The sequence below is a fragment of the Rhizobium sp. LCM 4573 genome (assembly GCF_001854865.1).
Classification (GTDB): domain Bacteria; phylum Pseudomonadota; class Alphaproteobacteria; order Rhizobiales; family Rhizobiaceae; genus Neorhizobium.
Genome location: NZ_MDDW01000028.1, coordinates 380,036 through 393,735, shown reverse-complemented (window position 1 = coordinate 393,735; position 13,700 = coordinate 380,036). Strand labels below are relative to the sequence as shown.

At 64.2% G+C, this 13,700-nt stretch carries 8 protein-coding genes; 2 read left to right on the top strand and 6 right to left on the bottom strand.

The genetic code is table 11. The features are described from left to right. Window positions 1–106: 106 nt before the first annotated feature. The 3 genes from LCM4573_RS23885 to LCM4573_RS23875 all read right to left on the bottom strand — a co-directional run bounded on the left by LCM4573_RS23885 (window position 107) and on the right by LCM4573_RS23875 (window position 6,651). On the bottom strand, window positions 107–1,540 hold the full coding sequence (locus tag LCM4573_RS23885) for an FAD-binding oxidoreductase (protein WP_071008985.1): 1,434 nt from the start codon (window positions 1,538–1,540) through the stop codon (window positions 107–109). Between the two features lie 756 nt (window positions 1,541–2,296). Next, window positions 2,297–5,467, bottom strand: coding sequence for an efflux RND transporter permease subunit (locus LCM4573_RS23880; RefSeq protein WP_071008983.1), 3,171 nt, complete (start codon window positions 5,465–5,467; stop codon window positions 2,297–2,299). Continuing rightward, window positions 5,464–6,651, bottom strand: coding sequence for an efflux RND transporter periplasmic adaptor subunit (locus LCM4573_RS23875; protein ID WP_071008981.1), 1,188 nt, complete (start codon window positions 6,649–6,651; stop codon window positions 5,464–5,466). Before LCM4573_RS23875 ends, LCM4573_RS23880 begins: the two co-directional genes overlap by 4 nt. Window positions 6,652–6,902: 251 nt before the next feature. On the opposite strand from LCM4573_RS23875, the gene LCM4573_RS23870 reads away from it, so the two are divergent. Further along, window positions 6,903–9,377 (top strand): ATP-dependent helicase, encoded by a 2,475-nt coding sequence (locus tag LCM4573_RS23870; RefSeq protein WP_071008979.1) that lies wholly within the window; start codon window positions 6,903–6,905, stop codon window positions 9,375–9,377. Between the two features lie 15 nt (window positions 9,378–9,392). Here the strand turns inward: LCM4573_RS23870 and LCM4573_RS23865 are convergent, their stop codons facing one another. Next, window positions 9,393–10,025: a Pr6Pr family membrane protein gene (locus tag LCM4573_RS23865; protein WP_083347609.1), complete on the bottom strand. Its 633-nt coding sequence runs from the start codon at window positions 10,023–10,025 to the stop codon at window positions 9,393–9,395. A gap of 76 nt (window positions 10,026–10,101) precedes the next feature. After that, a complete protein-coding gene (locus LCM4573_RS23860; protein WP_071008978.1) occupies window positions 10,102–10,962 on the bottom strand; it encodes an NmrA family NAD(P)-binding protein in 861 nt (286 codons plus the stop codon). Window positions 10,963–11,080: 118 nt separating this feature from the next. On the opposite strand from LCM4573_RS23860, the gene LCM4573_RS23855 reads away from it, so the two are divergent. Next, window positions 11,081–12,226 (top strand): amidohydrolase, encoded by a 1,146-nt coding sequence (locus tag LCM4573_RS23855; protein ID WP_071008976.1) that lies wholly within the window; start codon window positions 11,081–11,083, stop codon window positions 12,224–12,226. Window positions 12,227–12,232: 6 nt separating this feature from the next. Here the strand turns inward: LCM4573_RS23855 and LCM4573_RS23850 are convergent, their stop codons facing one another. Then, window positions 12,233–13,546, bottom strand: coding sequence for a DUF2778 domain-containing protein (locus LCM4573_RS23850; RefSeq protein WP_071008974.1), 1,314 nt, complete (start codon window positions 13,544–13,546; stop codon window positions 12,233–12,235). Window positions 13,547–13,700 lie beyond the last annotated feature (154 nt).

Here is a 13,700-nt window from a genome sequence, read left to right as displayed (position 1 = left end):
TCCGCCTCTCCTTCTCACCCCACCCGCCGGTCGGCGTTGATTGGGTTTTATCGCCACCCTAAAGCGTCGGGCCCGAAATGAAAACGCCCCGGTGAGATCGTCCAGGTCACGCTTGCGGGAGTTCTCCTTCAAGCGGCCGCAGGATCTTGCCGGGATTGAAGATATTCCGCGGATCGAGCCCTTTCTTGATGGAGCGCATCAGCGCCAGCGCGCCGCCGAGTTCCTCTTCCAGGAAGGCCATCTTGCCCTGGCCGATGCCGTGCTCGCCGGTGCAGGTGCCGTCCATGGCAAGCGCCCTGGCATTGAGGCGCTGCGTGAAGGCCTCCACCTTTGCGACCGAAGCGGCGTCCTTTCCATCGAAAAGCACGAGCACGTGGAAATTGCCGTCACCCGCATGGCCGACGATAGGTGCGAGCAGCCCTTCGCGAGCGATATCCGCCTGGGTTTCGGCAACGCATTCGGCAAGCCGCGAGATCGGCACGCAGACGTCGGTGGAGAGCCCGTCGAGATTCGGTGCCAGCGCCCGGCTCGCCCAATAAGCATCGTGGCGGGCCTTCCAGAGCTTGGTGCGCTCCTCGGCATTGGCGGTCCAGCGGAATTCGTCGCCACCGCATTCGGCCGCGATCTCGGAAAACTGGGCGGATTGCAGCGCCACGGTTTCCTCGGTGCCGTGGAATTCGAGAAAAAGCGTCGGCTTTTCCGGGTAGCTGAGACCTGAATAAGCGTTGCAGGCGCGTATCTGCACGTCATCCAGCAGTTCGATGCGGGCAACGGGAATGCCCATCTGAATCGTCATGATGACCGCATCGCAGGCGGCCTGGAGGGTCGGAAAGGCGCAGACGCCGCCGCCGATCTTTTCCGGAATGCCCTGGAGGCGCAGCGTCACCGAAGTGATGACGCCGAGCGTGCCTTCCGAGCCGACGAAAAGGCGGGTGAGATCGTAGCCGGCGGAGGACTTCTTGGCACGCCTTGCGGTACGGATCTCCTCGCCATCGGCGGTCACCACCGTGAGCGACAGAACATTGTCCTTCATTGTGCCGTAGCGAACCGCATTGGTGCCGGAGGCGCGGGTCGCCACCATGCCGCCGATCGAGGCGTTGGCGCCCGGATCGATCGGGAAGAAGAGGCCGGTATCGCGCAGCTCCCGGTTCAGCTCCTCACGGGTGATGCCCGGTTCGACGGTGACGTCGAGATCGGCGGGGCTGACGCTGAGCACCCGGTTCATGCGGCTGAAATCGATGGAGATGCCGCCGGAGGGCGCATTGACCTGGCCTTCCAGCGAGGAGCCGGTACCGAAGGGAATGACCGGCACCCGATACTCCGCACAGGCCTTTACCACCGTTTTTACATCGTCGGAGCTTTCCACGAAGACGACACCGTCCGGCAATTGCGACGGCAGATAGGTGGCGGTGTGGGCATGCTGTTCGCGGAAGGACTGACCGGTCTGGAAGCGCTCGCCGAAGGCCTGTTTGAGAATGCCGAGGACTGCGGCAATCCCCTCATCGTTGCGAACTCCCGGTTTTACATCCTTGACCGCCATCGACCAGACTCCCTCAATTGACGAGGACTGGTTAGGCGACGGTTTTGGGTTTGTCCACCCTCGTCCTCGGGTCAAGCCCGAGGGTAACGAGCAGACAGACTCCGCCCTTGGTGCGTGTTGCGTTTTTCCTTCAATCGGCCGGGACACGTCGAGTGCCTCGTATTTGTATTTTATGGTGACACGCGACGTGTCCCGTTCGGTGTGTTTTTCCGCGCAACTCCGGTCCCTCTGCGGCGATATGGGCTTATGTCCTCGCGGATTGCCATACCGGGTTGTGTGCGACACACGCACGCCCCGCCATCTTTCAGGCGAGAGGGGGACCATTTTCCGCGCAGCCCCCGACGATCCGCCTGCATCACCAGCAGACCGAAAGGGYACCGGCCCCATCTCGCCGGCGATGCTTTTCCGGTGCAGCCGAAACGGGACGAGAGAGATTATGGGGGAGAATTGGAGAGCGGGGATGAAGGAGGGATCAAGTTATTGAAATATCGGGAACGAGGTGCCGGATCATCCCCGCTCTGCGTTGCGATTGCCCCTCATCCCGCTGCCGCGACCTTCTCCCCGTTCTGACGGGGAGAAGGGGTATGCCGCGCCATCGCAGTTTCCCCTCGTCGCGCTCGCGGGAAGATCGATTGCCGGGCCGGCTTCCTTACGCGCACATATGACACGTCCCCTCTCCCCGTTCTGACGGGGAGAGGTTAGGGTGAGGGGCAATTTCGACCCTGATTAGAGGCAGATCCTGTAGATCGGAAACAGCTACTCCGCCGCGAGCAGCGGACGCTCGTCCTCGTCCAGCTTCCGGGCGCGGGCGGCGTTGGCGAGTTCCTGATGAAGCCGATGCTCGTCATGCGCATGCGGCGTGGCGAAGCGGGCGATCAGGAGATAGGCGACCGGGGTGATGAAGAGGGTTACCAGCGTGGCGAAGCCGAGCCCGCCGACGATGACCCAGCCGAGCGCGATGCGCGCTTCCGCGCCCGCCCCCTGGGCCAGCACCAGCGGCACGCCGCCGATGACGGTCGCGATCATCGTCATCATGACCGGGCGAAGACGGATGGAGCAGGCCTTCTCGATCGCCTCGCGCACGCTTGCCCCGTGATCGCGAAGCTGATTGGCGAATTCCACGATCAGGATGCCGTTCTTGGCCATGACGCCCACCAGGAGCACGAGCCCGATCTGGCTGTAGACGTTGAGGCTCGACCCCGTGACCACCAGCGCGATCGCGGCGCAGGCGAGCCCGAGCGGCACGGTGGACATGATGATGATGGAGGACAGCACGCTTTCGAACTGGGCCGCGAGCACGAGGAAGATGATGGCGATCGCGAAGCCGAAGGTCATCAGCATGGCATTCGAATTCTCGCCGAGCGTCTTGGCTTCGGCAAGCGGCATCAACCGCGAGCCCGCCGGCAGGAGCGGTTCGGCAAGCGCATTCACCTCTTCGACCGCCTGACCTAGAGAGACGCCGTCCCGCAGGCCGGCGGAGATGGAAACCGAAGCGAGCTGCTGTTCACGGTTGAGCTGCGGAGCGACCGCGTTTTCCTTCAAGGTCGCGATGGTCGACATCGGCACGATCTTGCCGTCGCCCGTCTTCAGGAAGATGTTTTCGAGGTCCGTCGGATCGTCGATCGGCCGCGTGTTGGAGGTGAGCTTCACCGGCAGCGCGTCGCCGCCGACGAAGACATCCACGACCGAACGGCCCTCCAGAAGAGATTGAAGCGCGGTCGAGAGCCCCGTGATGTCGATGCCGAGATCGGAGGCGCGCTCGCGGTCGATCGTGACGGAAAGCTGTGCCTGGGTCGGCTCGTTGGTGAGGCGCGGCGTATCGAAGAGCTGGGTATCCTCCATCTCACGCACGAGCTGCTGGGCCGCGGCCGTCAGCTTTTCATAATCGTGGCCGACCAGCGCCATCTGCAGGCCGTTGCCGGCGCCGCGGATGCGCAGGCTGTTCGACTGCATGGCAAAGCCGCGCAGCGCCGGCACCCGCTGGACGGCGGCGTTGATATCCTGAACGATCTGGTCCTGGGTGCGGTCGCGCTCGTCCCAGGGCGCGAGCGTCAGCACCATGAAGCCGCTGTTCTTGTTGCTGCCGAAACCGGAAATCGAGAAAATATTCTGGATCTCGCCCGAATCCACCAGCGGCTTCAGGTTCTCCTCCACGCGCTGGAGCTGGTCGCGCGTGTAATCCAGGCTGACGCCCTGCGGGGCCGTGGCCCGCATCATCACCATGGAGCGATCCTCACGCGGCGTGATCTCGCTCTTGACCAGGCCGAAGGCGTTATAGGCGGCGACCGAGAAGAGCACCGCGACGACGATGACGACGAGCGGGGCGTTCAGGCAGGAATGCAGCGCCGAGGCATAGAGGCCGGCGAACTTCTGGCCGAACCAGTGCAGCGGCCCTTGCTTTTCCTTGATCGGCGTCACCAGCATGCGCGAGGCAAGCATGGGGCAAAGGGTGAGCGCGGTGATTGAAGACAGCGCGACGGCGAAGGCGAGCACGAAGCCGAATTCGCGGAACAGGCCGCCGATCTGACCAGGCAGGAAGGACAGCGGAATGAAGACCGCGGCAAGCGTCGCCGTGGTGGCGATGACGGCGAAGAAGACTTCCTGGGTGCCGAGGACGGCCGCGGCGCGCGGCCCCATGCCTTCCGATCTTCGCCGGACGATGTTTTCCAAGACGACGATCGCATCGTCCACCACGAGGCCGGTTGCCAGCACGATGGCCAGCAGGGTGAGAATGTTGATCGAGAAGCCGACCAGATACATCGCGATCAGCGTGCCGATCAGCGCCACCGGCATGGTGAGCGCCGGAATGAGCGTCGCGCGCCAGTCCCGCAGGAAGAGGTAGATGACGACGACAACGACGGTTGCCGAGAGCAGGAGCGCGATCTCCACCTCGTGCAGCGCGCCCTCGATGAAGACGGCGTCGTTGCTGGTGACCGCAATGCGCGTGCCCTCCGGAAGGATCGACTGCATCTCGGCGACGGCGGCCTTGACGCCTTCGGAAATGTTCAGCGTGTTCGACTGCGCCTGACGGATGATGCCGAGGCCGACGCCCTGCACCCCGTTCGAACGAAGCACCGTCGTGCCGTCGTCCGGACCGAGGGTCACGGTCGCAACATCGCGCAGGCGCACGTTAGGGCTGATGAGGACGTTTTCGAAATCATGCGGCGTGGTGAGGTTGGCGGTGGCGCGCACGACGATATCCTGCGTCGTGCTTTTCAGCGAACCGGCCGGAACGTCGAGCGCCGCACTTTCCAGCGCGTTCGAGACATCGGCCACGGTCAGCCCGCGGCCGGCGAGCGCTGCCTGGTTGACGTCGACGCGGAAGACCTTCTCCTGGTCGCCGTAAAGCTCGACATCGGCCACGCCCTCGACGGCGGCCAGACGGTCGACGATCTCGTTGTCGACGAGCTGGGTCAGGTCGTCCATCGAGAGCTTACTGGAGGTGACCGCAAGCCGCATGATGGCTTCGGAATCGGAATCCGCCTTGACGATGCGCGGATCGTCGGCGTCATCCGGCAACTGGTTGGTGATGCGACCGATCGCGTCGCGCACATCGTTGGCGGCTTCCGAGAGATCGACGGAATCGGAAAATTCCAGCGTCACGCGGCTGGAACCGAACTGCGACTGCGATGAGATGGACTTGAGGCCGCTGACGCGCGCCACCGCACCTTCGATGACCTGGGTCACCTCCTGGTCCATGGTCTGCGGCGAGGCGCCGTCGTAATTGGTGCGCACCGTGATGACGGGCTGGTCGACATCCGGTAGCTCGCGAACCTCGATGCCGAAGAGCGCGGCAAGGCCTGCGACCACGAGCAGCGTGTTGAGCACCGCCGCCAGGATCGGGCGGCGGACGAAAAGCGCGGTAAAGGTCTGGCTGGATTTCTCCTCGCCCGGGATCGGGCCGGTCGGGGGGACCTCGATCTTCATTGGCTCGCCACCTCCGCCGCTGCCGCAGCTCCGAGAACGCGGACCGCGCCGCCTTCACGCACGCGCTGCAGGCCTTCCACCACCACCGGATCGCCCTCCTTCAACGCGGCCTCCACGAGAACCGAATCCGGATTGCGCTGGATGATGCGCACGCGGGCCTTCACCGACTTGCCGTCCTGGACCTGCCAGACATAGGAGCCCTCGGCATCCCACTGGACGGCCAGCGGATCGACCGCGGGATAGGTCTCGCCGGAAAAGCGCATGGAAACGTTGAAGGACATGCCGGCGCGCAGCTCGTCCTGTGCATTGTCGACGCGAGCGCGGATGCGCATGGTGCGGCTTGCGGCATCGACACGGTTGTCGATCGACTCGACCGCACCGGAAAAGACCTTGCCCGGACGGGCGATCGAGGTCGCCTCCACCGGTTGGCCGGCGGTGACGGCGGTGGCAAACCGCTCCGGAGCCCAGAAATCGACGAGTATGGCGGAACGGTCGTCGATCGTCACGACATTGGTCTGGGTGGTGACGTTGTCGCCGATATTGACCGCGACGATGCCGGTGATGCCGTCGATCGGCGCCGTGATATCGCGGCGCTTCAGGTTGAGCTCGGCGGTGGCGAGGGCGAGCTTCGCCGATTGTTCGGCGATCTGCGCATCCAGGACATCGAGCCTGGAGACCGATCTGAGATTCCTGTAGGAGGCGGATTTTTCCGTGGCGCTCTGCAGCGTCACCCGCGCCTTGTCCCGCTCGATGATCTGCTCGTCATCGTCGAGGCGGGCGAGAACCTGGCCCTTCTTAACCTTCTCGCCGGAACGTACCATGATCTCAGAGATGGTTCCCGTGGACTGCGGCATGACGACGACCGACTGGATGGCCTCGCCGCTGCCGATCGCGGAGAAGCGGTCGTTGACGGTGCCGGTCGCGACGGGACGGACCGCCACCATGGTCGGGCGGTTTCCACCGCCCTGCCCTGCGCCCCGGCCCGCGCCCGGCCGCTGCCCATCAGGCGCGCCCTCGGGAGAGACTGCCTGACCGCCCTCTCCGGGACGGATAGCGGCAACCACCTGGCCCGGCACGCCGATCTTCGCCAAAGTCTCCCCGGCGCTCGGTACCAGGAAGACCCAGAGACAGAGCGCTCCGGCAAGTATAGCCATGCCGAGTACAAGCTGTTTCCAAATCCGCATTCAGTTCTCCGGGTCGTCGCGCGCGCAAAAGCCTTGATTTTCCGGCCAAGTATCCATTTTTGCAGGCGCGCAGGCAATGGCGGATCGACAACCTTACGGAAATGTAATTTACCCGTGAAAAGTCCAGGGTCTGGCGACCTGTGAGATTCCGGAAGCGATCTCTCCACAATTTAGCCGCTCCTTGTGGAGAGATTGGGAATAAAAGAGGAACATTTTCTAGCCTTTCGGGCTCGAATCACTACATTGGCCGCATGAGTAACAGTTTCGACGACATCCCGTTCTTCGACGAGGAGCCCGCGCCGCGCAAGAATTCCGAGCCGGCAGCCGGCGGTCTCGGCATCGCCGCACGCGCCATGGCGGCCCGCGACCAGCGCCGCGCCGCGCCGGATTATCTCTCCGGCCTCAACCGGGAACAGCGCGAGGCGGTGGAGACGCTGGACGGGCCCGTGCTGGTGCTCGCCGGCGCCGGCACCGGCAAGACCCGCGTGCTGACCACGCGCATCGCCCATATTCTCGCGACGGGCCGGGCCTTTCCGAGCCAGCTTCTGGCCGTGACCTTCACCAACAAGGCGGCGCGCGAGATGAAGGAACGCATCGGCGTGCTCGTCGGCGGCGCCGTCGAAGGCATGCCCTGGCTCGGCACGTTCCACTCGATCGGCGTCAAGCTGCTCCGCCGCCATGCGGAGCTTGCGGGGCTGCGTTCCGATTTCACCATTCTCGACACGGACGACGTGATCCGGCTCGTCAAGCAGCTCATTCAGGCCGAGGGGCTGGACGACAAGCGCTGGCCCGCCCGCCAGTTCGCCGGGATGATCGACGGCTGGAAGAACAAGGGACTTCTGCCGCAGGACATTCCGGAAGGCGATGCGCGCGCCTTTGCCAACGGCAAGGGACGCGAACTCTACGCCGCCTATCAGGCGCGGCTCAAAAGCCTCAATGCCTGCGATTTCGGCGATCTGCTTCTGCACCCGATCGCCATCTTCCGCCAGAACCCGGATATCCTGAAGGATTACCACGACAAATTCCGCTACATTCTGGTGGACGAGTACCAGGACACCAATACCGCACAGTACATGTGGCTGCGGCTTCTGGCCCAGCGGCCGAAGGGCGTTGCCCAGAACGTCTGCTGCGTCGGCGACGACGACCAGTCGATCTACGGCTGGCGCGGCGCGGAGGTGGACAACATCCTGCGCTTCGAGAAGGATTTTCCGGGCGCCAAGGTCATCAAGCTGGAGCGCAACTACCGCTCCACCGAGCATATCCTTGGCGCGGCCGGACATCTGATCGCCCATAACGAGGGCCGGCTTGGCAAGACGCTCTTCACCGACCGCGTCGATCCCGACGACGAGAAGGTGATCGTGCATGCAGCCTGGGATTCGGAAGAAGAGGCCCGCGCCGTCGGCGAGGAGATCGAGCGGCTGCAGCGCGGCGATGCCGACGGCAGGAAGCACGCGCTGAACGACATGGCGATCCTGGTGCGCGCCTCTTTCCAGATGCGCGAGTTCGAAGACCGGTTCGTGACGCTCGGCCTCAACTACCGGGTCATCGGCGGTCCGCGATTCTACGAGCGGCTCGAAATCCGCGACGCCATGGCCTATTTCCGGCTCGTCTGCCAGCCGGCCGACGACCTCGCCTTCGAGCGGATYGTCAACACGCCGAAGCGGGGCCTGGGCGATACCACGGTGCGCTACCTGCACGACTATGCCCGCGCCCGTGACATTCCGATGCTGGCGGCAGCCTCCGAGATCATCGAGACGGACGAGCTGAAACCCAAGGCGCGCAAGGCCTTGTTCGACCTCGTTCAAAGCTTCAGGAACTGGAGCCAAAAGCTTGAAACGGTTTCTCATCTCGAGCTTGCCGAACAGATCCTGGAAGAGTCCGGCTATACGGACATGTGGAAGGCCGACAAGAGCGCCGAGGCGCCCGGACGGCTCGAAAACCTCAAGGAACTCATCCGCTCCATGGAGGCTTTCGAGAGCATGCGCGGCTTCCTCGAACACGTCTCGCTGGTGATGGAGGCGGAGCAGAACGAGGACCTGGATGCGGTCTCGATCATGACGCTGCATTCGGCCAAGGGGCTGGAGTTCGACACGGTCTTCCTGCCCGGCTGGGAGGAAGGCCTCTTTCCCCACCAGCGCGCACTCGATGAGGGCGGGCGTTCGGGGCTCGAGGAAGAACGGCGGCTGGCCTATGTGGGCATTACCCGCGCCAAGCGGCGCTGCCATATCTGGTTCGTCTCCAACCGCCGCATCCACGGGCTCTGGCAATCCACCATGCCCTCGCGCTTCCTGGACGAGCTGCCGCCTTCCCATGTGGAGGTCGCCGCCTCCGACAACAGCTATGGCGGCTATGGCGGGCGCGGTGGATATGGCCAGTCGCGCTTCGACAAGGCGGACCCCTTCGCCAACAACTATTCCACGCCCGGCTGGCGGCGCGCTCAAGCGAACCGCACGGATGCCACCCGCGACAATTGGGGCACCCGCTCTGGCCATGCGGTGGAGCGGATCGGCTATGGCGAGAGCGGCCCGCGCGGACGCACGATCGAGGGCGAACTGGTGGCGAAATCCGTGGCCGAGACGCCCTCGCAATTCTCCATCGGCGACCGGGTGTTCCACATCAAATTCGGCAACGGCAATATCTCGGCCATTGAGGGCAACAAGCTCACCATCGATTTCGACAAGGCCGGCCAGAAGCGGGTGCTGGAAGGGTTCGTGGAGAGGGTGTGATCGTCAGCGCCCGTATCATTCGGGCGCGGCGGGTGCCGCAATCCGCCGATCGAGCCAGACCATTCCAGCTCCGACGACCAGAAAACCGACCGCGATCATCACCGCGTTGAAGAGTACTCGCGGCCAGCCGAGATCGCCGACGTCGATGAAGGGATAGGCATAGAAGCCTTGCGCGCGGCCGCGAATGATGCCGTAGGCGAAATAGAGAAGCGGATAGAGCATCCACTGAAACGGCGCGCCGAAGGTGAGCATGTTCCTGGGAACGAAGAGCAGCCAGAACAGCGGAACGAGGACCGGGTTGAGCCGGTGCAGCAGGAAATCCGCCAGAAGGCCGGCGCCTTGAAGCTCCCGCAACCCTTGCAGCAGAAGGGCGAAGACGACCCCGACCAGCATGATGCTGAGCGCCAGACCGCCGACAGACCAGCTGTGTTTCGGGCGAAGGCCCGTGATGGCGATGTGGCTGAAGACGATGGCGACCAGGAAATTCGTGATGATGGTGAAATAGCCGAAGATCGCCCAGAGCGCGCCGGCCAGGCTTGTTCCATTCGCCATCACAGTGCGCAATTCGATCAGAATGCCAAGCCAGGCGGAAATCGCGATTGCCGCGGCGGCGATTCGCGAAAGGGCGGACGCGGGTCCCATGAGCATTCAGTTCTCCGCAGCTGAGAAGGCACTTTTCTGCAACCTTCTACACGATCGGCTGGAACAATTCATCACCTCGCAATCACCCTGGCGAGACGAGCCCTCTCACATAATTCCGCAGCGTCACCCTTCCCCGCCTCACCTCGCTCGCCGGCAGCATCGGTGCGTCCAGCGTCAGCCCGGTCATGCCCGCATAGGATTTCGCGGCCGCGTCGGAAAAACCAAGCGCGCGATATGCCTGCTCCCATTCTTCGCGCGGCGTTACGACGAGCCTGACCGACCTTCCCAGAACTTCGGCGAAGGCGGCAGCGACATCAGCCGGAGAATAACGTTCGGGGCCCTCGACATGCAGCAGCCGTGTCCTCTCCGCCGGCTCCATCAACAGATCGGCCGCCGCTTCACCCAAATCCTGCGGCGCCACCATCGGCAGCCGGAAGTCGGCGGGGAAGAAGGTGTTCAGCACGCCTTCCGCCCTCGCCGCCTCCAGCGCAAAATCCCAATTGCTCATATAATAAGCCGCGCGAAGGATGCTTGCCGGGATCGGTTGCCGTTTCAGCCCCTCCTCCAGCCCATAAAGCGTGCCGAGATCGCCGATCCCTCCCCCTTGTTGGACGCCATAGGTGGAATGGCCGACGACCTTCTCCAGCCCAGAGCCCTCGATCGCCGCAAGGATCGCGGCGATCGTCGCCTTCTCCTCGGCATCCGTGTCGCTGGATGGCGGCGCGGGCGGATTGAGCGCATAGAGGCGCCTGCCCTTTCGGAAGGTTTTCCGAAGCGCTTCGGCGTCATGGACATCCGCCACCACGACTTCCGCGCCCTTGCGGCGCAGCCACTCCGCCTTTTCAGGATGCCGGGCGACGATCGTCACCGGCTCGCCAAGCGAAAGCAGCGCCTCGGCGGCTGCCGAACCCACATGGCCGGTTCCACCTAGAATGATGTGCATTGGGTTTCTCCTCGATCTTGGCGAGAAAAAGCGAGCGCCGCGTCATTGTTCCCTTTTTCTTGCGCCTTCACCGCAGCCCGGCTACCTCTCAGGAAAGAGGGATCAAGGGGAAAAGCCAATGCAGCTCACCAATCAGGACGTGATCGAACTGACGGCTTGGCGCCGGAAGCTACACACAATGCCGGAGGTTTCCGGGGAGGAAATGGCGACCGCTGCCGAGGTCATCTCCTTTCTGACGGAAACGCGGCCGGACCGCGTGGTCTCCGGCCTCGGCGGCACGGGAGTGGCGGTTATCTACGACAGTGGAAAACCGGGGCCGACCGTGATGTTCCGCGCCGAGCTCGACGCGCTGCCGATCGAGGAACTGGGCGAGCCGGAGCATCGTTCGCGCATTCCCGGCAAAGGTCATATGTGCGGCCATGACGGGCATATGGCGACGCTCGCGGCGCTTGGGCGGGCTTTCGGCCGGCAACGGCCGGAGCGCGGGCGGGCGATCCTGCTCTTCCAGCCAGCGGAGGAGACCGGCGCGGGCGCGGCAGCGGTGATCGCCGATGAAAAATTTGCCGAACTGCGGCCCGACTACGCCTTCTCCCTGCACAACATGCCCGGCCTGCCATTCGGCCATGCCTGGCTGAAGGAGGGCACGGCCAATTGCGCCTCGCGGGGTCTGAAGATCGTGCTCGAGGGCAAAACGGCGCATGCCTCCATGCCCGAGACCGGCATTTCTCCCGCCCCGGCGGTGGCAAGCCTGATGCCAGCGCTTACGGCCCTGAGCACGGGCACGGTCGCCGGCGGCGATCTCGTACTCGCAACCGTGACACATGCCTCGATCGGCGAGCCGGCCTTCGGCATCGCGCCGGGACGGGCCGAGCTATGGGTGACGCTGCGCACGATGACAGACGGGCAGATGGAGGCGCTCGTCGTGGCAGCCGAAGCGCTGGTCCGCCAAGCAGCCGCGGCCGGCGGGCTCCAGTGCCAGATGGAGTATCACGACATCTTCGGCCATTGCGAGAACGACGCGGAGGCCACAAGATTGCTGCGCGCCGCAATGGATGCCGAGAAGGTGAGCCACGAGGAAGGCGAAGCGCTGCGCGCCTCGGAGGATTTCGGGCGCTTCGGCGTCGTCTCGAAATCAGCGATGTTCTTTCTCGGCGCGGGCAAGGACATGCCCGCCGTGCACAATCCCAATTACGACTTCCCGGACGAGCTGATCCCGATCGGCGCGAGCGTGTTCATACGCGTGGCGCGGGACATTCTCCGCTGATCGGCGTCAGGTATCCCGGCCGCCGAAGAGGTTGACCAGGATGTTGTTGCTCCTGCCGGGGCGGCGGCCGTCATGTTCCGGCACGATGACCATATGGGTGACCTCGCCGCGGCGGAAAGCCGCCAGGAACTTGTCATAGTTCTTGAACGCGACGCAGCCGTGCGAATCGCCGGGATTGGAGCGCAGGAGATAGGTGTGCGCCAGGAGGCCGGTGCGGCCCTGCGGATGCTTGCCGTCCACTGAGGTCAGACGGATGGCGGCGACGCCATGGAAGGGCTTTTCGCGCATCGACAGCTTGTAGGTGCCGGGGGGCGTCGGCCCCTTCATCTTCACATGCGTGTATTTCGGATTGTCGCGCATCTTGCCGATGCCCGAATGCGCCTCGAGCTTGGTGCCGTTCGGCATGTGAACGACGCCGTTGGTGATGTCGTAGATGGCGACCTTGCTGCCGATGCCCGGCCATTTGGGAGCCGGAGCTACCGGCTCCTCGCGCATCGGATTGTTCGGCTTTGCGAAGGCGAGCGCGGTCGGCGCGTCGTCCTTGTCCTTTTCCGCCTTGCGGGGCTTCTGCGGAGCGACCTCGTCGATCGCAGCCAGCGCGTTGGCGGTCGCAGGCTTCGGAGCGGCTGCCGGGCGCTTGTCGGGCAGCGGGCCGGCCATCGGCAGACCGCTGGTGTCGGCGGGCGCGGGAGCGGGTTCCTCGACAATCGCAGGCGTTTCCTCCAGAGCCGCCATCTCGACCGGCGGCATGTTCTGGAGTTCGGCGACGCTTACCGGCGGCGCTGCGTCCTGAACCAGATCGGGCGCCGATGCCCCGCGGGGCGCAACCATGACGAGGCTTGCCATGGCGGGAGCGAGCGCCGCCTTGATGGCCTTTGCTTCCGGCCGGCTTGCCGCAAGCTCGGCGAATTTTTCCTCATGGGCGGCGCGCGCAAAGGCCATTTCCAGGTTCTGCCTGACGACGGCGGTCTCCGGGCGGCGCGCATTCAGCGCGGCAAGTTCGGCGCCTTCAAGACGGGCTGCCTTGGGTGCCGCGGCAAAGCGGTTTTCCAGCCTTGAGAACTTGGAAACATCGAGATGCCGATCCGGGGTCGTGATTGGAGTCGCGAGCGGCCGCACCAGAGCGGTTTCGAAGCCGACGTTGGAAGCACCCTTGACCGACATGGCGAGCGTCACGACGCTTGCCGTCATCAGCGTCGCGACGACGAGGCCGGTCCCGATGGCCATGTTCGCCAGAAGCGAGCGGCGGGGTTTCTTTCGGCGCGGACCCGTTACCTGCATATGTCCGCCACTCTTGGAAACCTGGATCGAACGCACCATCACCCGTTACCCGTACCGTCACTCACACCGATGCCCACCGCTTTTCGAGCGGCCCCGCGAACGGCGGGGAACAGGCGAATACGCATGAGAATGAACGAGTATGGTAACCAATGTGTTTACACCGCCCCGATGTGATACGCCGCCCTGTCAATAT

Coding starts and splice junctions, on each gene's coding strand:
- LCM4573_RS23885 (WP_071008985.1), bottom strand. CDS start 1,540: ATGGCGGTCAAGGATGTAAAACCGGGAGTTCGCAACGATGAGGGGATT.
- LCM4573_RS23865 (WP_083347609.1), bottom strand. CDS start 10,025: ATGCTCATGGGACCCGCGTCCGCCCTTTCGCGAATCGCCGCCGCGGCA.
- LCM4573_RS23880 (WP_071008983.1), bottom strand. CDS start 5,467: ATGAAGATCGAGGTCCCCCCGACCGGCCCGATCCCGGGCGAGGAGAAA.
- LCM4573_RS23860 (WP_071008978.1), bottom strand. CDS start 10,962: ATGCACATCATTCTAGGTGGAACCGGCCATGTGGGTTCGGCAGCCGCC.
- LCM4573_RS23855 (WP_071008976.1), top strand. CDS start 11,081: ATGCAGCTCACCAATCAGGACGTGATCGAACTGACGGCTTGGCGCCGG.
- LCM4573_RS23850 (WP_071008974.1), bottom strand. CDS start 13,546: ATGGTGCGTTCGATCCAGGTTTCCAAGAGTGGCGGACATATGCAGGTA.
- LCM4573_RS23875 (WP_071008981.1), bottom strand. CDS start 6,651: ATGCGGATTTGGAAACAGCTTGTACTCGGCATGGCTATACTTGCCGGA.